We start from the raw sequence: 20,246 nt of genomic DNA, 5'->3' as shown, positions 1-20,246 counted from the left end.
TATGTATATAGTAGGAGAAATGTATGAAAAAAATATGAACAAACTATTTCCGGGTGATGAAATAAAAACTAACAATTGTGAAACGCGAAAATATCCGGGTAAAATGGTGCTATTATAAGTAAAAGCGTCAAGATAAGCGGAGGAACCAATGAAGATATTAATGATAGAAGACAATATAAGCGTATGCACCATGACGGAAATGTTCTTTTTTAAAGAAGGATTTGAAGCCGAATTTGTCCATGACGGAGTGGAGGGCTATCAGCGGTTCACAGAAGAGGAGTGGGATTTGGTCATCTTGGACATTATGCTTCCGTCTATGGATGGAGTGACGATCTGCCGAAAAATAAGAGAGACGAGCAGTGTGCCGATTATTATGCTGACCGCAAAGGACACGGAGTCTGATCAGGTGATCGGGTTTGAGATGGGGGCTGACGACTATGTCACCAAGCCGTTCAGCCCGCTGACGCTTGTAGCGCGAATTAAAGCGGTGATCAGAAGATACCGGGCGACGGGGCAGGCCGTAAAAAGCGATGACTTGATCGAAACAGCGTGTTTTTCAATCAATAAGAAGACGCGGGAAGTGTTTCTGCACGGAAAACCTGTCGAGAATCTGACGCCGAAGGAATTTGATCTGCTCTTTTATCTCGCGCAGAACCCGCGCCAGGTTTTTTCAAGAGAGCAGCTGCTTGAGCAGGTGTGGGGCTATCAATTTTACGGCGATGAACGTACGGTTGATGTTCATATTAAACGGCTGCGCAAAAAACTGTCCAGTGACGAAAAAACGTTTTTATACACGGTGTGGGGGGTAGGATATAAATTTGATGAGGATTAAATACTTATATCAGCTGCTGCTGAGCCATGTCAGCATTTTGATTTTGGCCTTTTTCATCATCATTTCCCTGTTTTCGCATTTTGTAAAAGATTTTGCGTATCAAAATAAAGTGGATGAGCTGTCTTCTTACGCCCAGCAGATCACAAGTGAGCTGAACGGACGCGATCTTGATCTGCGCCGCCTGTATCCGTATCAGGACATGTTAAAAACGCGCGAGACAAGGTTTATTATTTTTGATGAACATCAGCGGCCTTACTTTTTTCCTGACGATATGCCGCCGCGCGAGAAGCTGAAAAGTAAAGAGTGGCACATGCTGAAGCAAGGGAAAACCGTTCAGATCAGAGCGGAGGTGAATCGTTTTAATACGGAAGGCTTAGAAGTATCGCTCGTCGCAAAACCGCTTTTTATCAACGGTCAATTTAAAGGCGCGGTGCTGCTCGTGTCTCCCGTCAAAGGGGTCGAGCAGATGATCAGCCAGGTCAACCGCTATATGATTTACGCGATTATCAGCACCCTTATCATCACGATTTTGTTAAGCTGGCTTTTATCTAAGTTTCACGTCAAGCGGATTCAGACATTGCGGGATGCGACGGGAAAAGTGGCTTCCGGTGATTACGATATTTCGCTCAAGAACAGCGGCGGCGATGAAATCGGCATGCTGGCGTTAGATTTCAATACGATGGCTAAAAATCTGAAGCAATCGAGAGAGCAGATTGACCGCCTTGAAAAGCGGAGGCGCCAATTTATCGCCGATGTTTCCCATGAGCTGAGAACGCCTCTGACGACCATTAACGGGCTGGTGGAGGGCCTTAACAGCAACACCATCCCGGAAAAAGATAAAGAGAAATGCTTCTCGCTGATCAGCGAAGAAACGAAGCGGATGCTCAGGCTCGTGAAAGAAAACCTGGATTATGAAAAAATCAGATCCCAGCAGATCAAGCTGGACAAGCTGAGTCTGCCGCTCATCGAGGTGTTTGAGATTATTAAAGAGCATCTCAATCAGCAGGCCGAGGAAAAACAAAACCGGCTCCGGATTGAAGCAGGGGACGGCGTCAAAGTGTTCGCCGATTATGACAGGCTGATCCAGATTCTCGTCAACATTACGAAAAACAGCATTCAATTTACGCAAAACGGAGACATTACGCTGCGCGGGTATGAAGGCTATAAGGAAACGGTTATTGAAATTGAAGACACCGGAATCGGTATTTCGAAAGAAGAAATCGAGCACATATGGGAGCGTTTTTATAAGGCGGATGTGTCCCGAACGAATACGGCATACGGCGAATACGGACTCGGCCTGTCCATCGTCAGGCAGCTCGTCGAAATGCACAAAGGCACGATAGACATTGAAAGCGAAAAGGAAAAAGGCACAACCTTTACAATCCGCCTTCCGCTGAATACGAAACATGAATCATGTTAAAACCGGCAGTCCTGTTTGGCTGCCGGCTGTTTCATCTTCACTGCGCAAAATTGCGCTCTGCCGAAACAAAGTTTGCGTGTTTTTCGGGATGGAAAGACACGGAAACGTGATAAAATAACTGGTAAACAGGTCTTGGATGGGGAGGGTGAAGGAATGAAGAGCGGGTTAATTCCTTCTTCAGCAGTCGGGCAGAAGATTAACGAGTGGTATCGATACATAAGAACATTCAGCGTGCCGGATGCGGAGATCTTGAAGGCCGAGATCAAACAAGAGCTTGACCATATGGAGCCTGATTCGAACTTGGTGCTTTATTATTCCCTCATGGAATTTCGCCATCAGCTGATGCTGGACTACTTGGAGCCGCTGGAAAAACTGAAGATAGAAGACCAGCCGACCCTGTCGGAAATTCTTGATAACATTGATAACAGCCAGGCCGGCCTCAAAGGGCTTCTCGATTATTACGTCAACTTTTTCAAAGGCATGTTTGAATTTGATAAAAGAGAATTTATATCAGCGATTACGTATTATAAACAGGCTGAGAAAAAACTGGCCTTCGTATCGGACCACGTGGAGCGGGCAGAGTTTTATTTTAAGGTGGCCGAAGCTTATTATCATATGAAACAAACGTATTTTTCTTTGATACATATAAAGAATGCTTATGAAATTTACGTAGAGCAGGACACATACAACGTCCGGATCATTCAATGCCATTTTGTGTTCGGCGTCAATTTAATGGATGAAAGACGTTTTGAACAGGCGGCCAAACATTTTCAGCACGCTCTGCAAATGGCTGAAAAAGAACAAAAAGCGCAGCTTGTCGGGAGGGCGCTGTATAACCTCGGACTGTGCTACTACAATCAGGACCGCACCGACGAAGCGATTCCGTACTTTGAACGGGCGGTTGATACATTTGAATCACAAAGAATCGTCAATTCTCTTCCTCAAGCATATTTTCTAATCACACTCATTTACTTTAAACTCGGAAAAAAAGATAAAGCGTCGGAATATCACAAGCGGGGATATGAATATGCTAAAGAAACAGACGATCCCGTTTACACGGTAAAATTCGAATGGCTGCAGGCTCTGTATCAGGCGAAACCGGATGAGGAAAAAATCAGCGCATGTTTCCGTTACCTGGAGAATAAAAATTTGTACGCCGATATAGAGGATTTAGCACTAGAAGCAGCTAAATATTACTATGAACAAAATTGCTTTAAAATTTCTTCTGACTATTTTCTGAAAGTCGAAGAGGCAAGAAAACAAATACAAAGGAGTGAGGGTTTGTATGAAATTGAAATCTAAATGGTTTGTTATTTGTTTAGCAGCCGCCGCGATTTTTACAGTTGCAGGTGCAGGCCAGACAGATCAGGCTGACTTCCATGTAACTGAAAGAGGAATGACGTGAGAAGAAAATAACCTGAACAAAAGAAAAGACTGCCAGAGAATGTTCTCGGCAGTCTTTTTTTGCGTACGGAAGCGGCTCAAAGAAAAAAAGAAAACGCCGCAGGTCAAAACCCGCAGCGTCCTCATATAGACGGAGTGATGCTTAGAAACCGCCAACAAAGGCAGTACCTACAATTACTAACAGGATAAATAAAACAACGATCAAAGCGAAAGAGCTAATTCCTTCTCCTGAGTATCCCATTATGCTTCACCTCCATATTGTCTATACCATACAATATGTTTCAGAAACTGTTTTGTAAGGGATAGTAGTGGACAAGAGAAAAAAAGAGGCTGTGCCCTATGAGAGTAAGACCCCGGCGAAAAATTCGTCATACAGTGCCCGCACCGCGTGTTTTTCCTGTTCTTCTTTCACCCCGAACATCATGCTGACTTCCGATGATCCCTGATTGATCATCTCGATGTTGACGCCGGCTCCCGACAGTGCTTTGGATGCCCTGGCGGTTGTGCCGACATTTTGGCGCATCGCTTCGCCCACTACCATAATCAGCGCCAGATTGTGCCTGACGGTGACTTCATCTGCTTGAAGTTCCTGCTTCAGACGGGTGACGAGCTTCTGTTCCAGCTCTAAGTCCATCTGATTGTGCCGAAGGATGATTGTGATATCGTCAATCCCAGATGGAACGTGCTCATACGTCAATCCTTCTTCCTCCAAAATGTGAAGGGCTTTGCGGCCGAAACCGATTTCCCGGTTCATTAAATATTTGCTTATGTAGATGCTGCAAAAGCCCGTGTCGCTTGCGATGCCGATGACAGGCCCGTTCGTATTGTCACGGCTGCTGACGACGCGCGTTCCTTTCGCATCAGGATTATTCGTGTTTTTAATCTGAACGGGGATGCCGGCCCGAAAAGCGGGAATCAGCGCTTCATCATGAAAAACGGAAAACCCGGCATAGGAGAGTTCACGCATTTCCCGATACGTCAGTTCGTTAATTTCTTTCGGGTGCTGCACGATCGACGGGTTGACGGAATAGACGGCGTCCACATCGGTAAAGTTTTCGTACAGGTCGGCCTTTAAGCCGTTGGCGAGAATGGAGCCGGTAATATCTGAACCGCTCCGGGAAAACGTCACAATCTCATGCTCCTTCGTATAGCCGAAAAAACCAGGAAAAATGATCAAGCCTTCACGGTTTCTCAGACGGTACAAATGATCATAAGACTCAGGGAGCACCTGTGCGCTGCCGGGTTCATTCGTCACAAACAGCCCCGCTTCTTTCGGGCTTACGTATTCGGCTTTCACGCCCCGCCTGCGGAAGTAGGCCGCAATCAGCTTCGCGTTATTGTCCTCGCCGCTCGCTTTCACCGCATCCATATACTGATCGGGATTGGCTTTGCTGCTGTTTAAGAGAGCGAATAAGTCACGGCGGATTCTTTCTATAATAGAGGGATCGAGATCCAGCTCGCGCGCGATGGCGGCGTACCGCTCAATGACCGCTTCGGCAAGCTCAGGCGCCGCTCCTTTTTGCAAATAATGCTCCGCACACCGGATTAACAGATCCGTCACCTTTGTATCGTCCGAGAAGCGTTTTCCCGGCGCCGATACAACGACGGCTTTCCGCGCGGGATCGGCCGTCACGATTTGAAACACTTTCTCAAGCTGGGCTCCTGACGCAAGGGAGCTGCCTCCGAATTTTACAACTTTCATGATTTACATCCCCTAATATTTAAATTTTCTCACAAATTTAAATTTTATTATCTCTCTTTCAAAGAGGTAAATCAAGGGTTTTTTCTACTTGGTAAGAACATTTGTATTCTCCGGGAGGAATTTCGTCGCTGTTTGTCAGATTTGCTTCCTTAAAGTGTGTCATCCTGTGCAAAAAATGATAAGCAGCCAAATGAAGGTTATAGTAAATCCTGAAAATTCTTGATAGACTGATTGTAAAAGAATTTAGTGTACGGCCCGCGGATGACCGCTTTGAAAAGCAAAACCGTATTGACTGCGCTTGGAAAGATGATAAGATTATAATTGTCGTTGATAATGATAATCATTACGAGTGGGGATATATGGGAGTTGTTTGGCAATGAGTCATACCGTTTGTGATGGGTGCGGGGAGGCAGCATGAAGCTACGTTACTTACTTTTGCTACTGGCGGTATTGGCGTGTACTTCTATTTTTATCGGTGTAGAAGACTTGTCGCCGCTGGATATTTTTCATTTAAATAAAGAACAGGCAAGTACATTATTTGACAGCCGGCTGCCGCGTTTGGTGAGCATTATCATTGCCGGCATGAGCCTGAGCATCTGCGGATTAATCATGCAGCAGATCAGCCGAAATAAATTTGTATCGCCGACGACTGCGGGAACGATGGACTGGGCAAGGCTCGGGATTTTGATTTCATTAATGCTTTTTACGTCAGCGAGTCCGCTTGTGAAAATGTCTATCGCTTTTATTTTCGCATTGGCGGGAAATTTCCTGTTCATGAAAATCCTCGAGAGAATCAAGTTCAATGATGCGATTTTTATTCCTCTCGTCGGTTTAATGCTTGGGAATATCGTCAGTTCAGTCGCCACGTTTATCGCGTATAAATACGATCTGATCCAAAACCTGTCGTCCTGGCTGCAGGGGGATTTCTCATTGGTCGTCAAAGGCCGGTACGAGCTTTTATATCTGAGTATCCCGCTGGTGATCATCGCTTATGTCTATGCGGATAAATTTACGGTGGCGGGAATGGGAGAGAGCTTTTCCGTCAATCTCGGCCTGAAATACAAACGCGTCGTCAATATCGGTCTGATTATCGTGTCGCTCATCGCGTCACTTGTGATTCTGACCGTCGGGATGCTGCCGTTTCTCGGTCTGATCATTCCCAATATCGTGTCGATCTACAAAGGGGACAACCTGAGGAGCAGTCTGCCCCACACAGCTCTCCTGGGCGCTGTTTTTGTGCTGTTTTGCGACATTTTGGGAAGGGTGATCATCTTCCCTTACGAAATTTCCATCGGCCTGATGGTCGGTGTTATCGGCAGCGGCATCTTCCTGTATATGCTGCTAAGGAGAAAAGCATATGAGTCATAATAAAAAAATTACGCTGCTGGCGGCACTCGCCATGATATGTATCGGATTCTTTTTGTTCTACGGGCTGGGCAACTGGGAATACTCCCTGCCGAGACGGTGCTTCAAAGTGCTCGCCATGATGCTCACCGGGGGAGCGATCGCATTTTCAACGGTCATCTTCCAGACGATTACAAATAACCGCATACTGACACCGGGCATTCTAGGCCTCGATTCCCTGTATATGCTCATTCAGACCGTTATCGTGTTCCTGTTCGGTTCAATGAATATCGTCATGATGAACAAAAACCTTAATTTCGTCATTTCCGTCGGGCTGATGGTGCTCTTGTCACTCGTATTGTATCAGCTCATGTTTAAAGGCGAGGGGCGGAACGTGTTTTTCCTTCTGCTTGTCGGCGTCGTGTTCGGCACGCTGTTCAACAGTCTGTCATCATTTATGCAGATGCTGATTGATCCGAATGAGTTTCAGGTTGTTCAGGACAAAATGTTTGCCAGCTTTAACAATATCAACACCGATCTTTTAGGATTTGCCGGTGCCGTCTTTCTTCTGACAGGCTTTTATGTCTGGCGGTTCACACGGTTTTTTGACGTGCTGTCGCTTGGCAGGGAACACGCCGTCAACCTTGGGATTGATTACGATAAGCTTGTGAAGCAGATGCTCATTGTTGTCGCTGTTCTTGTGTCTGTCTCTACGGCTCTTGTCGGGCCGATTATGTTTTTAGGGCTGCTTGTCGTCAATCTGGCGAGAGAGTTTTTAAAAACCTTCAGGCACACGTATTTAATCGCGGGGTCTGTTCTGATCAGCATCATTGCGCTTGTCGGAGGCCAGTTCGTCGTGGAAAAAGTGTTCACGTTTTCCACGACGCTGAGCGTCATCATTAATTTTGCCGGCGGGATTTATTTTATCTATCTGCTGTTAAAGGAGAATAAATCATGGTAGAGGTCAAAAATGTAAGCAAACAATACGGCGGGAAAGTCGTCCTTGAGAAAACGTCTCTTTCCATTCAAAAGGGCAGGCTGACCTCGTTTATCGGTCCGAACGGCGCGGGAAAAAGCACGCTGCTGTCTATCATGAGCCGGCTGATTAAGACGGATTCCGGAGAAATCACGGTTGACGGGCAAGAGATCGGTTCCTGCAAAAGCAATGAGCTGGCGAAAAAAATCAGCATCCTGAAACAGACGAACCAAATCAATATCAGGCTGACGATTAAAGACTTGGTCAGCTTCGGCCGATTTCCGTATTCCCAGGGGAAACTGACGGATGAGGATTGGGTGCACATCAACCAGGCTCTCAGTTATATGAAGCTTGACGACTTAAAGGATAAATATCTCGATCAGCTCAGCGGAGGACAGTGCCAGAGGGCGTTTATCGCGATGATTATCGCTCAGGATACGGATTATATTTTTCTCGATGAGCCGCTGAACAATTTAGATATGAAGCATTCCGTTGAAATGATGAAGCTGTTGAAGCGGCTTGTGGAAGACTTCGGAAAAACGGTCGTCGTAGTGATTCACGATATCAACTTCGCTTCCGTATACTCAGACCATATCGTTGCTCTGAAAAACGGCCGGATCGTCAAAGAAGGGCCGGCGGAGGAGATTATTGACACTTCCGTGCTTGAAGACATTTATGATATGACCATTCCGATTCAAGAGATTGACAGTCAGCGGATCGGTGTGTATTTTTCTTAAAAACCAGATGAGGTGAGAGACATGAAAAAATTCGCATTGCTATTCATTGCGCTAGTTACGATTTTTGTTGTTTCTGCATGCGGAAACGGGGACAAAACATCCGGCAAATCAAAAGAAATGATCACGATTAAGGACGACATGAACAAAGAAGGAGTCAAAGTGCCGAAGAACCCGAAAAAAGTCGTCGTATTCAACTTCGGAATGCTGGACACGATGGATGAACTCGGTTTACAGGACCATGTGGCGGGACTTCCGAAACAAAACCTTCCAAAATACTTATCTTCATACAATAGTGATAAATACGCCAATACAGGCGGTTTAAAAGAACCGGATTTTGAAAAAGTCGCAGATATTGATCCGGATTTAATCATTATCGCCCACAGACAATCTGATTCTTATAAAGAGTTCTCAAAAATCGCGCCGACGATTTATCTTGATGATGACTATACAAACTACGTTGACAGATTCAAACACAACACCGAAGTGATCGGCAAAATCTTTAACAAAGAAAATGAAGTGAAAGATAAGCTTGCGAAAATTGACAAGTCCATTGCCGATCTGAAGAAAAAGACAAGCAGCACGGATAAAAACGGTTTAGTGGTGATGGCGAACGACGGCAAAATCAGCGCGTTCGGATCTAAATCAAGATACGGCTTCATTCATGATGTGTTCGGCGTTAAACCGGCTGACAAAAACATCGAAGCCTCACTGCACGGACAAAGCATTTCCTATGAATATATCGCCAAAACAAACCCTGATTACATGTTTGTCGTTGACCGCGGAACAGCGATCGGCACAAAATCTTCAACAAAACAAGTGGTTGAAAATGATTATGTGAAATCGGTGAAAGCCGTGAAAAACAACCATGTTGTCTACCTTGACTCAGCTACATGGTATTTATCAGGAGGCGGCCTGGAATCCATGGCGCAAATGGTGAAAGAAGTAAAAGACGGAATCGAGAAGTAAAAAAAGAACCCGGTCACATACGTGATCGGGTTCTTTTTGGTTTAACGCGTGACGGCCTGCTGCCGCTCAGGCTGACGCGGTTTTTTCTTCAAAGTGAAAGATAGCAGGAAGCCGGCCAGCGCGATGCAGGCGGCTACGACAAATGCCGCATTCATGCCGTGCAGGGCGGCGTTTGCCGGAGCTGACGTATTTGCGTGCGCAGCCTGGCTGCTCATAATGGAAACAAGCAGCGCCGTACCGATGGAACCGCCGATTTGGCGGACGGTATTGTTCATGGCTGTGCCGTGCGGAATTAAGTGGCGCGGCAGGGCGTTGATTCCCGCTGTCGTCACCGGCATCATAATCATGGCTGTTCCCAAAAGCCGCGCGGTATAAACGACGACAATCCAAATGAGAGAAGTCGAGTCCGTCAGATTCATAAACGGCAGGGACGTGAGCAGGATGATAAAGAATCCGGTCATCGCAAGGCCCTTTCCGCCGATTTTGTCAAAAATCCGGCCGATAAACGGAGACATCATCCCCATCACAACCGCGCCCGGCAAAAGCATTAATCCGGTATCAAACGCGGATACGCCCCGGACCTTCTGCGTGTAGAGCGGGAGAATGGTTTCCGTTCCGATCAGCAGCGCGAAAACAAGCGTGCCGAGCAGGGTGGTCAGGCTGAAAATCCCGAAGGAAAACACGCGGAATTCCAGCATCGGTTTTTTGAGCTTCATCTGTCTTGAGATAAAGAAAATCAGCGCGACCGCTCCGACAAGCAGCGAGGTCAGCACTTCAGTACTGGTCCACCCTGATGAACCGGCGCTTGAGAAGCCGTAAAGCAGGCCGCCGAATCCGAGGGTCGATAAGATCACGGATAAAATATCAATCTGTGTTTCTCGTAATGTCGTGACGTTTTTCATCAGAATAATCGCTAAAAGCAAATCGATGACCGCGATCGGAAAGATGATATAAAACAAAGAGCGCCAAGAGAATGCTTCGACCGCCCATCCGGAAAGCGTCGGGCCGATTGCCGGCGCGAACGAGATCACCAAGCCGACCATACCCATTGCGCGGCCGCGCTTTTCAATCGGGAAAATCGTGAGAAATACCGTCTGCATGAGCGGCAGCATGATTCCGGCGCCGGCCGCCTGGATAATCCGGGCCGTTAACAATACCGGAAAGTTCGGAGCGAATGCACCGACAATGGTTCCGGCCGTGAAAATACTCATGGCGGAAATCAAGAGGGTACGGCTCGTAAATTTCTCTATTAAAAACGCGGTAATCGGGATTAAAATCCCGTTCGTCAGCATAAACGATGTTGTCAGCCATTGCGCTTTGTTGGCGTCTATATTGAAGTCATTCATAATGTGCGGCAGCGCCGTAATAAGCAGCGTCTGGTTCAAAATGGCGACGAACGCTCCCGCCAAAAGAATCCCGACAATGACAGAGCGGTTGTATGGTGCAGTTATAATACTCTTATTCAAGCTGATTCCTTCTTTCTTTATAGTTTGAGCAATGTTTTAACGGCTGCAAGCGGCTGGTGCAGCGGTCCGGCCTGTTCCAAATAACCGATGAGCGCTTTTATGAGAAAATCCCGCGGCTGTTTGTCCGCTGATTCTTTCTCCAGCATGGCCGCCGCGGAAGCGAAACCCGCGGCATCATATTTCTCCTCAGGAAGGGCTGAGACGGCTTCTTTCAGCTCCTTCAGGCTTTCAGCCAGCAATACGGTTTTGTCTTTCGGCTCAAATGAGGAAGCGGAGGCGATATAAAGGTCAATCATCTCCTGCGGCAAAGCGGTTTCGGTTTTCCTGTTTTCGACGATGAGATTGAGATGGCGGATGATAAACTCCGTGAGAGGTTCCAGGTCGAGCGGTTCTTTTTCCAGCTTAATCAGCGTGATGCATTCTCTCAGGAGCCCCTGCAGGACAATCACCAGCTCCCATACATAAGGAATGATGTCTTCGCCGTACGTCTGAATCAGTGAATCGCGATGCCAGCAGATAAAAGTGGAACGGGCCCTGTGAATATGCCGTTTTACCCGGTCATTAATAGAGGAAGGGCTTCCGTACATCAGCATATTAAAAAACTGCTGATTGCGCCTGAAGCCTTCAAGCTCAGCCATCAGTTTTTTGGCAAACCGTTCCTCAGGAGACAGGCTTGTTTCTTCATTCAATAGTGAAGCGGCCGCTACCATCTGTTTCTGGTTAAAATCGAGCAGCTCCAGAAGCAGGTCTTCCTTCGATTCAAACAGCTTATATAAAGATGCTTTGGAGACTTTGCACTCCTCAGCAATCGCCTGCATCGATACCGACGAAAAGCTTTTCCCCGAAAAAAGCTTTCTTGCCGCCAGCAGAATATCCGTTTTCTTATCATTCATAAGCCCAGATTCCTTCTTTCGTCACAATAGAAAACCCATCGGTTCACAGAAAACCAATGAGTATATGATGAAAATATTAACAAAAATTTTTGCGCAGTGTCAACGCTTTTGTTTGAGAAATAGAAAAAACCTGCCGGAGTGTTCCGGCAGGCTGATACGTTTATTTATCCGTCTTAAATCCTTGTTTTTCAAGCATTTCACGAATGTGAGGATAATAAACCTGCTTATAGTAGGAAGTGATGCCTTGTGACCAGTTTCTTGTTTCCTGTCCGTCGGTGCGTTTTTTCATGTATTCGGACATCTGCTTGTCATAGGCCTCGATATGGGTTCTTAAATCTTCTTCTTGATACGTTTCATGATGCAGAACGGCTGCTTGCGGCAGACGCGGTTTTTTCGCGGAGCGGTCTGCCGGATGGCCGATGACGAGACCGGAAACCGGGAAAACGTATTTCGGAAGTTTCAGCAATTCAATGAGTTCGTCAGGCTTGCCGCGCACGGCGCCGATCGGCACAGTGCCGAGTCCCATTGATTCAGCCGCAGCCGTTGCCGTACCGAGCGCAATCCCGACATCTACGGCTCCGACTAGAACGGACTCTAAACCGTTCGTGATCTCAAGCGGTGTATCATTATATTCTTCAAGCGCAATTTTGGCGCGGTTAAAATCAGCGCAGAATAAAAGGAAAACAGGCGCTTGGTCAATCCACGGCTGGCCGCCGGCCAATTCGGATATTTTTTTCTTCCGCTCCTTATCTTTCACCGCAATAACAGTAAATTGCTGGCCGTTAATGGAAGTCGGCGCTGCCTGAGTTGCTTGGATGATAAGATCCAGCTGCTCATCCGATACGGGTTCATCTGTGTAGCTGCGGATGGAACGGTGGTCTGTTAATATTTGAAGGACTTCGTTCATGTTATTCATCCTTTCGTTACTCTGACAGCTCTGTGCGGACGACATCAAGCGGCGCACTCAGCACTTCTTTTGCTTTTGCCACGAATCCTTGGAAATGGTCAGTGGCGTTGTGGGATTTCATCGCTTCTTCATCTTTCCATTGTTCAAGCATGACGAACGTATTTTCTTCACCGATTTTTTCGAAAAGGTCGTATTGCACATTTCCTTCTTCCGCACGTGAATGCTGAACAAGTGATTGTGCTTCTCCTAAAAATTCCTCGCGTTTATCCGCTTTTACTTTCATGTAAGCCTGTAAGACGATCATTGTTATTCCTCCTGATTGGGTTTATTTGTTATAGTTCGAATATTATCGAACTAACTGTAACATGTTTCGCAGTGAATGGTAAAGAAAAAACCCTCACCGCCTAAATTGTCACCCGCCGCTTTTATGTGTTACATTTGACTCATGAACATTCCAAATCATCCTGAAACCGACCGCTTACAGCTGACAAAGGTTCTTCATGCTCTGAGTGATCCGCTCCGCTTAGAGCTGGTCAAACAATTGGCGGAAACAACTGAAAAAACGTGCGGCACATGTGCGGATGTCCGGGTCGCCAAATCAACGCTGTCCCATCACTTTAAAGTGCTCCGGGAAGCGGGGATCGCCCAAGTGCGCATAGACGGGAAGCACCGTTATTATTCCCTGCGCAAAGATGATTTACAAGCGGCGTTTCCCGGCCTGCTGGAGGCGATTTTGCAGACAGAGCCGGACCGCTGGTAAATAGTCCCCGAATTTCGGGGTTTTTTTATGCGCCGAAAACCGTCCGGTAAAGCCTTGCGACGCCTTCCTGAATATCGCTCTCCTTCAGGCGGGCGAAGCCGAGAATGAGCTGCGGCTTATTTGAATCGCCTCCCGTTTTCAGGCGGAACCGGCTCATCGCAAACAGATCAAGCTGTTCTGCATCCGCCCGCGCCAACATTTCTTTTTCTGAACGGGCGCAGTCAAACTCCGTGACAAAATGAAGCCCGGCATTGGCGCCCTTTACATGGATTCTTTCCCCGAAGGTTTCTTCCAAAGCCGAAATAAGGCGCTCCCGCATGTTCTTATAATGCTGCTTCATCTTTTTTATATGTTTCTGATATTCACCTGAATCGATAAATTCTTTAAGCGCCAGCTGAGCAAGCGTGCTGCACGTATTAAGGTCATACGTTCTCTCTTTAAACGTCCGCAAAAGCCCGGGCGGCAGAACCATGTAGCTGATGCGCAGGCCGGGGAAAAGGGACTTTGAAAAGGTCCCCATGTAGATGACATTTTGAAACCGGTCAAGGCTTTGAAGCGCAGGGATCGTGTCGGCGTCATATTTAAATTCACTGTCATAGTCATCCTCAATAATGAAGCGGCCGTTCTGTTCGGCGGCCCAGTTTAAAAGCTGAATCCGCCGGGAAGCGGGCATGATTACGCCTGAGGGAAATTGATGGGACGGCGTGGTGATCAATACACTGGGCCGGCGCCTTTCGATTTCGGCCATGGACATGCCTTTTTCATCGAGGCTGATCGTGGCCGTCTTTTTCCCGAGGTTTTGCAGCAGCCGGTACATCCTCATATATCCCGGGTTCTCCATCGCGTACAGCGCGTCTTTTGGCAGCAGTTCCGTCAGCAGCTGCATCAGCATTTGCGTGCCCGCCCCGAGCACGATTTGTTCCGGACGGCATGTAACGCCCCTTGTCAGAGAAATAAGCCTCGAAATCGTTTCGCGGACTTCATATAAGCCTTGCGGGTGGACGAGTTCTCCGAGTGTATGAAATGAACGGGCGGCTGCTTTATGCTCACAGCGGAACCAGCTTTTCAGGGGGAAATGCGCCGTATCCACGCTCATATGTGAAAATGAAATCCAGCCGCTTTTATCCGTCTCCCGCTCTTTTAAATCTTCAGGCAATGAGAGTGAAGGCGTTTCTTCATGATATACCGTATCAATTTCCTCCACGAAAAAACCTTTTCTTTCGACTGCATATAAATAACCTTCCGAAAGCAGCTGCTGATAAGCCGTATTCACTGAATTCACGCTGACCTTCAGTGTCTCGGCAAGCTCCCGTTTAGACGGCACCTTTGTGTGAGGCATCAGGCTGCGCTTCAAAACGGCCGCTTTTATGTGCTGATAGATCTGCTGGTATATATAATCCGCCGTTTCCGAATGATCAATGGAAATTGTCAGCATAAAGACCATGACCCCCTTTCTGGTACCATAGATAAATTGATTTTGGTACTTTTCATCATACCAAAAAGAAGTCAGAATGATAAGAAAACAATGCAGGGGGATGAAATCTATGAGTCAAACAGCATCAACGGAAGTGACAACTGCCCAGTGGCAGCAAAAACGGGATCAATTCGTTTCCAAAGGGGTCGGCAACGGAAACCGCAGCATGGCGGTAAAAGGGGAAGGGGCGCTTTTATACGATTTGGACGGCAGACGATTCATTGATTTTGCCGGAGCGATCGGAACGCTGAATGTCGGCCATTCCCATCCAAAAGTGGTGGAGGCGGTGAAGAAACAGGCGGAGGATCTGATTCACCCGGGATTTAACGTCATGATGTATCCGTCTTATATTGAGCTTGCCGAAAAACTTTGCGCCCTTGCGCCGGGAGATCATGCGAAAAAAGCGATTTTTCTCAACTCCGGAGCGGAAGCGGTCGAAAACGCCGTGAAAATCGCCAGAAAATATACGAAGCGCCAGGCTGTCGTGTCATTTACAAGAGGGTTTCACGGCCGTACGAACATGACGATGAGCATGACAAGCAAGGTGAAACCTTATAAATACGGATTCGGCCCGTTTGCCCCGGAAGTGTATCAGGCGCCGTTTCCTTACTATTATCAAAAGCCGGCCGGCATGACTGACGAGCAGTATGACGACTTTATCATCAGCGCTTTTGATGATTTCTTTATCGCTGCAGTTGCGCCGGAAACGGTCGCTTGTGTCGTAATGGAACCGGTTCAGGGAGAAGGCGGTTTCATCATTCCTTCAAAACGTTTCGTGCAGCACGTCGCCGCTTTTTGTAAAAAACATGGCATCGTTTTTGTAGCGGATGAGATTCAGACCGGTTTTGCGAGAACGGGAACGTATTTTGCAATCGAGCATTTCGGGGCCGTCCCTGATTTGATCACCGTGTCCAAATCACTTGCAGCCGGATTGCCGCTGAGCGGCGTCATCGGCCGGGCGGAAATGCTTGATGCCGCCGCGCCGGGGGAACTCGGTGGCACATATGCGGGAAGCCCGCTCGGCTGTGCGGCTGCGCTTGCCGTCCTGGATATTATTGAAGAAGAAGGACTTAATCAGCGTTCTGAAGAGATCGGCCGCATCATTGAGCATCAAGCGCTCGAGTGGAAAAAAGAGCATGCCTGCATCGGAGAAGCGCGCAGACTCGGCGCGATGGCGGCCATCGAAATTGTCAAAGATCCGGACACGCGGGAACCGGACAAAGCAAAAGCCGCGGCGATCGCTAAAACGGCGAATGAGAACGGACTGCTGCTGCTGACGGCGGGGATTAACGGCAATATTATCAGATTTCTGACGCCGCTTGTCGTGACGGATGAACAGCTCAAAGAAGGCCTTTCCATTATCGAAGCAGCTCTGTGAGTTCAATTATTGGTATGCCGGCGGATGGGTCTGCTATCATGAAAGTGTGAGATATATCAACAAGCATTCAATGGCTTTACTATAGCAGAGAAAGGAATGTTCAATATGCCAGAACAATTAACAGTGTACAACCCGGCAACGGGAGAGGCGATCGAAAGCATCCCCCAGCAGACGGCCGAAGAAGTTGAAAAAGCGATTGAACGTTCACATCAAGCGTTTCAATCATGGTCCAAAACATCAGCGGGAGAACGTGCCTCACTTTTGAGAAAATGGTATGAGCTGATTGTTGAAAATAAAGAAGAACTGGCGGAATTAATTACGAAGGAAAACGGTAAACCGTACGAAGAAGCGGTCGGAGAAGTTTTATACGGCGCCGGCTATATTGAATGGTTTGCCGAGGAAGCAAAACGGATTTACGGCAGAACCGTACCTGCGCCGACAACGGGCAAACGGATCATCGTCACCCGCCAGGCGGTCGGCCCGGTAGCCGCGATCACGCCGTGGAATTTCCCGAATGCGATGATTACAAGAAAAGCCGCGCCCGCTTTGGCCGCAGGCTGTACGTTCATCATCAAACCCGCGGAGGATACGCCGCTTTCCGCTTACGCCCTTGCGCGTCTCGCATATGAAGCGGGAATTCCGAAGGACGTGCTGCAAGTGGTGATCGGTGACGGAGCCGAAATCGGAAACGTCTTTACCAGCAGCCCGAAAATCCGCAAAATTACCTTTACCGGCTCAACGCCTGTCGGCAAAATCCTGATGAAAAACAGCGCCGACACCGTAAAACATATGTCGATGGAGCTTGGCGGACATGCGCCGCTGATCGTAGATGAAGACGCTGATCTTGATCTGGCGGTAGCCCAAACAATGGCCTCTAAATTCAGAAATGCCGGCCAAACCTGCGTCTGTGCGAACCGTCTGATCGTACACGAATCCGTGAAAGACGAGTTTGCGAAAAAACTGAGTGAAGAAGCTGCGAAACTCAAAGTCGGAAACGGTCTTGAAAAAGGCGTAAACGTCGGCCCAGTCATCAACAAAAAAGGCTTCGATAAAATCGTCGCTCAAATTAATGACGCCGTGGAAAAAGGCGCAGAAGTGCTGACAGGCGGAACATATGACCAAAACGATGAAAAAGGATGCTATTTCGTGACGCCGACCGTGCTGTCAAACGTAGATACATCCATGAACATCATGCATGAAGAAACTTTCGGCCCGGTTGCGCCGATCGTTACGTTCTCAGATATCGATGAAGCGATCAAGCTTGCGAACGATACGCCGTTCGGGCTTGCGGCTTATTTCTTTACAGAAAACTACCGCCGCGGCATCTATATTTCTGAACAGCTTGAATACGGCATCATCGGCTGGAATGACGGCGGCCCGTCAGCGGTTCAAGCGCCGTTCGGCGGAATGAAAGAAAGCGGCATCGGCCGTGAAGGCGGTACGGAAGGCATTGAGCCGTATCTGGAAACCAAATACATGTCAATCGGACTTTAATAGTCAAAAAAAGATCCCCTGCTTCTGAGCGGGGCTTTTTTTAATGGGCAGTCTGCCGGTAAAATCGCCGGCAGGCTTTTTTGTTCTGATTTGAGAATAATCGGTTCAATTCCAGACAAAATAACAGCAAATACGATTGAAAGAAGGTCGCCATCATGGATATATTACTGGCTCTTCTCCCGGCTTTGTTTTGGGGGAGCATCGTGTTATTTAACGTCAAATTAGGCGGCGGGCCTTACAGCCAGACGCTGGGTACGACAATCGGGGCGCTCATCGTTTCGTTTGTGCTGTATCTGTTTGTCCACCCGGTGCTGTCCGGGCGCATTTTTATTGTCGGCATCATATCGGGGCTGTTTTGGTCGCTCGGCCAAAGCAATCAGCTAAAAAGCATCCAGCTGATGGGCGTTTCAAAAACGATGCCGATATCAACGGGAATGCAGCTCGTCTCGACTTCTTTATTCGGGGTGATCGTATTCAAAGAATGGTCAACCCCCATCGCGATTACGCTGGGCATTCTCGCCCTTATTTTAATCATCGTCGGTATAGTGCTCACATCTTTAGAAGATAAAAAAGGGCGGGCGGACGGAGAACCGGGAAACTTAAAAAAAGGCATTGTCATCCTGCTGATCTCTACGCTCGGTTATTTGGTCTATGTCGTCGTGGCCCGGCTGTTCGGCGTATCCGGCTGGTCAGCGCTTCTGCCGCAAGCGATCGGGATGGTTATCGGCGGGCTGCTCCTGACGTACAAGCATAAACCGTTTAATAAGTACGCCCTCAAGAACATTCTGCCGGGAATCATCTGGGCGCTCGGGAATATGTTTCTGTTCATCTCACAGCCGCGCGTCGGTGTTGCGACAAGTTTTTCCCTGTCTCAAATGGGAATCGTCATCAGCACGCTCGGCGGAATCTTCATCCTCCGTGAGAGCAAAACGAAGCGCCAGCTGGTCGCCATTGCCATCGGGATTATCCTGATCATCGTGGCCGCAATATTCTTAGGCATTGCAAAATCAAATTCATAACAACATGCAGGAGGTTTGAACATGTACACGGATTTAAAAGGAAAAGTCGTAGCCATTACGGGAGCATCATCAGGATTAGGAAAAGCAATGGCGCTCCGCTTCGGACAGGAGCAGGCGAAAGTCGTCATTAACTACTACAGTAATGAAAAAGAGGCCCAAACCGTAAAAGAAGAGGTTCAAAAAGCGGGCGGTGAAGCAGTCATCATTCAAGGTGACGTCACAAAAGAAGAAGATGTGAAAAACATCGTCCAGACCGCGGTGAAAGAATTCGGCACATTGGATATCATGATCAATAACGCCGGCATGGAAAACCCGGTTCAGTCGCATGAAATGCCGTTAAAAGACTGGAACAAAGTCATCAATACCAATCTGACCGGCGCTTTTCTGGGAAGCCGCGAAGCCATTAAATATTACGTAGAAAATGATATTCAAGGAAACGTCATTAACATGTCGAGCGTGCACGAAATGATTCCGTGGCCGCTGTTTGTCCACTACGCGGCAAGTAAAGGCGGCATTAAATTGATGACGGAAACGCTGGCGCTTGAGTACGCGCCGAAGCGCATCCGTGTTAACAATATCGGACCGGGCGCGATCAATACGCCGATCAATGCGGAAAAATTCGCGGATCCCGTCCAGAAAAAAGATGTGGAAAGCATGATTCCGATGGGATATATCGGTGAGCCGGAAGAAATCGCGGCCGTCGCCGTCTGGCTCGCTTCAAAGGAATCAAGCTACGTGACCGGCATTACGCTGTTTGCTGACGGCGGAATGACCAAATATCCATCATTCCAGGCAGGCCGCGGATAAGAAAAAAAGCGATCTCAGGCTCTTTAGAGCCGGATCGCTTTTTGCTTACGCGCGTTTTTTCTTTACAAGCGCTGCGATAGAAAGGATAATCGCCGCAGCTGACAGAACGATGGCCGCAATATCAAGCGCAGATACACCGGATTTGCTTTCTTCATTTGACTGTTCAGCTCCGTGCGCATCCGTCACGTTCGCCGCTTTTGTGATTTTCGTAATCGAGTGAGGCGTGTCGGCGTTCTCATCACCCGTCCATTCTACAATGCTGCCGTCTTTGTAGTATTGGTAGGCGTCCCAAGCCGCATCCGCGGTCTTTTCAGGGTTTTTCGCAACGAATGTGAACTGCTGGAATTGGCCGGGCTGAATGCCGCCGTCCTTTGCTTCCCAAGTGACGGAGACCGCCTTGTCATCATGCTTTGCTACAGACGTTTTCCAGCCCGGAATCGGCTGATACTGCTGGAATTCAACGCCAGCGGGCATTTTCAGCACGACTTTCGTTGTCGGCTCATTTTTTTCCACAGGCACTTTCATTGTGTACGTTTCCCAAGAACCCGCCGCGGATTCCGCGGGTTTGACGGAGACATGGGCGCTTGCTGCAGCCGTAAAACCGATGAGTGACAGGGTCACGGCAAATATGAATACGAAAGCCTTTTTTTTCAACATGAGATACACT

General features: G+C 47.9%; 21 protein-coding genes. 13 read left to right on the top strand and 8 right to left on the bottom strand.

Going from position 1 to position 20,246, the window contains the following annotated elements; translation table 11 throughout:
- Positions 1-148 precede the first annotated feature (148 nt).
- The 4 genes from Y79_RS0108375 (at position 149) to phrC (ending at position 3,657) form a co-directional block, all read left to right on the top strand.
- A complete protein-coding gene (locus Y79_RS0108375) occupies positions 149-832 on the top strand; it encodes a two-component system response regulator YclJ (protein ID WP_016937264.1) in 684 nt (227 codons plus the stop codon).
- Positions 819-2,252 carry a two-component system sensor histidine kinase YclK gene (locus tag Y79_RS0108370; RefSeq protein ID WP_162139820.1) on the top strand — a complete coding sequence of 478 codons (1,434 nt, stop codon included), beginning with the start codon at positions 819-821 and terminating at the stop codon, positions 2,250-2,252. The genes Y79_RS0108375 and Y79_RS0108370 overlap by 14 nt, the downstream gene beginning before the upstream one ends.
- A 153-nt stretch (positions 2,253-2,405) precedes the next feature.
- Complete coding sequence (locus tag Y79_RS0108365; RefSeq protein ID WP_016937262.1) at positions 2,406-3,554, top strand: response regulator aspartate phosphatase; 1,149 nt, start codon at positions 2,406-2,408, stop codon at positions 3,552-3,554.
- Positions 3,538-3,657, top strand: coding sequence for a phosphatase RapC inhibitor PhrC (phrC, locus tag Y79_RS0108360; RefSeq protein ID WP_016937261.1), 120 nt, complete (start codon positions 3,538-3,540; stop codon positions 3,655-3,657). The genes Y79_RS0108365 and phrC overlap by 17 nt, the downstream gene beginning before the upstream one ends.
- A gap of 141 nt (positions 3,658-3,798) precedes the next feature.
- Here phrC and Y79_RS1000000120780 read toward each other — a convergent pair whose 3' ends face one another.
- The gene (locus tag Y79_RS1000000120780; protein ID WP_016937260.1) at positions 3,799-3,897 is read right to left on the bottom strand and encodes a YjcZ family sporulation protein; all 99 of its coding nucleotides are present in this window, start codon (positions 3,895-3,897) and stop codon (positions 3,799-3,801) included.
- A 96-nt stretch (positions 3,898-3,993) separates the two neighbouring features.
- Positions 3,994-5,358 (bottom strand): aspartate kinase, encoded by a 1,365-nt coding sequence (locus Y79_RS0108355; RefSeq protein WP_016937259.1) that lies wholly within the window; start codon positions 5,356-5,358, stop codon positions 3,994-3,996.
- 414 nt (positions 5,359-5,772) lie between these two features.
- On the opposite strand from Y79_RS0108355, the gene Y79_RS0108350 reads away from it, so the two are divergent.
- The 4 genes from Y79_RS0108350 to Y79_RS0108335 are packed head-to-tail and all read left to right on the top strand — an operon-like array spanning position 5,773 to position 9,381.
- The gene (locus Y79_RS0108350; RefSeq protein ID WP_016937258.1) at positions 5,773-6,726 is read left to right on the top strand and encodes an ABC transporter permease; all 954 of its coding nucleotides are present in this window, start codon (positions 5,773-5,775) and stop codon (positions 6,724-6,726) included.
- Complete coding sequence (locus Y79_RS0108345) at positions 6,716-7,663, top strand: iron chelate uptake ABC transporter family permease subunit (protein ID WP_016937257.1); 948 nt, start codon at positions 6,716-6,718, stop codon at positions 7,661-7,663. Before Y79_RS0108350 ends, Y79_RS0108345 begins: the two co-directional genes overlap by 11 nt.
- Positions 7,657-8,415 carry an iron ABC transporter ATP-binding protein gene (locus Y79_RS0108340; RefSeq protein ID WP_016937256.1) on the top strand — a complete coding sequence of 253 codons (759 nt, stop codon included), beginning with the start codon at positions 7,657-7,659 and terminating at the stop codon, positions 8,413-8,415. The genes Y79_RS0108345 and Y79_RS0108340 overlap by 7 nt, the downstream gene beginning before the upstream one ends.
- Positions 8,416-8,436: 21 nt before the next feature.
- Positions 8,437-9,381 (top strand): siderophore ABC transporter substrate-binding protein, encoded by a 945-nt coding sequence (locus tag Y79_RS0108335; protein ID WP_016937255.1) that lies wholly within the window; start codon positions 8,437-8,439, stop codon positions 9,379-9,381.
- Between the two features lie 41 nt (positions 9,382-9,422).
- Here Y79_RS0108335 and Y79_RS0108330 read toward each other — a convergent pair whose 3' ends face one another.
- From Y79_RS0108330 to Y79_RS0108315, 4 genes are all read right to left on the bottom strand, one after another.
- Entirely contained in the window at positions 9,423-10,847 is a 1,425-nt protein-coding gene (locus Y79_RS0108330) for an MDR family MFS transporter (RefSeq protein WP_016937254.1), read from the bottom strand.
- A 17-nt stretch (positions 10,848-10,864) separates the two neighbouring features.
- Complete coding sequence (locus tag Y79_RS0108325) at positions 10,865-11,740, bottom strand: TetR/AcrR family transcriptional regulator (protein ID WP_016937253.1); 876 nt, start codon at positions 11,738-11,740, stop codon at positions 10,865-10,867.
- Positions 11,741-11,900: 160 nt separating this feature from the next.
- The gene (gene nfsA, locus Y79_RS0108320; RefSeq protein ID WP_016937252.1) at positions 11,901-12,647 is read right to left on the bottom strand and encodes an oxygen-insensitive NADPH nitroreductase; all 747 of its coding nucleotides are present in this window, start codon (positions 12,645-12,647) and stop codon (positions 11,901-11,903) included.
- Positions 12,648-12,663: 16 nt separating this feature from the next.
- Positions 12,664-12,951 (bottom strand): putative quinol monooxygenase, encoded by a 288-nt coding sequence (locus Y79_RS0108315; protein WP_016937251.1) that lies wholly within the window; start codon positions 12,949-12,951, stop codon positions 12,664-12,666.
- Positions 12,952-13,092: 141 nt separating this feature from the next.
- On the opposite strand from Y79_RS0108315, the gene Y79_RS0108310 reads away from it, so the two are divergent.
- Positions 13,093-13,407 carry an ArsR/SmtB family transcription factor gene (locus Y79_RS0108310; protein WP_003156322.1) on the top strand — a complete coding sequence of 105 codons (315 nt, stop codon included), beginning with the start codon at positions 13,093-13,095 and terminating at the stop codon, positions 13,405-13,407.
- Positions 13,408-13,432: 25 nt separating this feature from the next.
- Here Y79_RS0108310 and gabR read toward each other — a convergent pair whose 3' ends face one another.
- Positions 13,433-14,842 (bottom strand): MocR-like transcriptional regulator GabR, encoded by a 1,410-nt coding sequence (gene gabR, locus Y79_RS0108305; RefSeq protein WP_016937250.1) that lies wholly within the window; start codon positions 14,840-14,842, stop codon positions 13,433-13,435.
- A gap of 109 nt (positions 14,843-14,951) precedes the next feature.
- On the opposite strand from gabR, the gene gabT reads away from it, so the two are divergent.
- From gabT to gdh, 4 genes are all read left to right on the top strand, one after another.
- Positions 14,952-16,259 carry a 4-aminobutyrate--2-oxoglutarate transaminase gene (gabT, locus tag Y79_RS0108300; RefSeq protein WP_016937249.1) on the top strand — a complete coding sequence of 436 codons (1,308 nt, stop codon included), beginning with the start codon at positions 14,952-14,954 and terminating at the stop codon, positions 16,257-16,259.
- A 105-nt stretch (positions 16,260-16,364) separates the two neighbouring features.
- Complete coding sequence (gabD, locus tag Y79_RS0108295; RefSeq protein WP_016937248.1) at positions 16,365-17,753, top strand: succinate-semialdehyde dehydrogenase; 1,389 nt, start codon at positions 16,365-16,367, stop codon at positions 17,751-17,753.
- Positions 17,754-17,908: 155 nt separating this feature from the next.
- Positions 17,909-18,772 (top strand): RhaT/GlcU family sugar-proton symporter, encoded by an 864-nt coding sequence (locus Y79_RS0108285; protein WP_016937246.1) that lies wholly within the window; start codon positions 17,909-17,911, stop codon positions 18,770-18,772.
- A 21-nt stretch (positions 18,773-18,793) separates the two neighbouring features.
- Positions 18,794-19,579, top strand: coding sequence for a glucose 1-dehydrogenase (gene gdh, locus Y79_RS0108280; RefSeq protein ID WP_016937245.1), 786 nt, complete (start codon positions 18,794-18,796; stop codon positions 19,577-19,579).
- A 45-nt stretch (positions 19,580-19,624) separates the two neighbouring features.
- Here the strand turns inward: gdh and Y79_RS0108275 are convergent, their stop codons facing one another.
- Positions 19,625-20,236 (bottom strand): YcnI family copper-binding membrane protein, encoded by a 612-nt coding sequence (locus Y79_RS0108275; RefSeq protein ID WP_016937244.1) that lies wholly within the window; start codon positions 20,234-20,236, stop codon positions 19,625-19,627.
- Positions 20,237-20,246 lie beyond the last annotated feature (10 nt).

The sequence above is a fragment of the Bacillus siamensis KCTC 13613 genome (assembly GCF_000262045.1).
In the GTDB taxonomy this organism is placed as follows: domain Bacteria; phylum Bacillota; class Bacilli; order Bacillales; family Bacillaceae; genus Bacillus; species Bacillus siamensis.
This window is presented reverse-complemented; position numbering and strand designations above follow the sequence as displayed.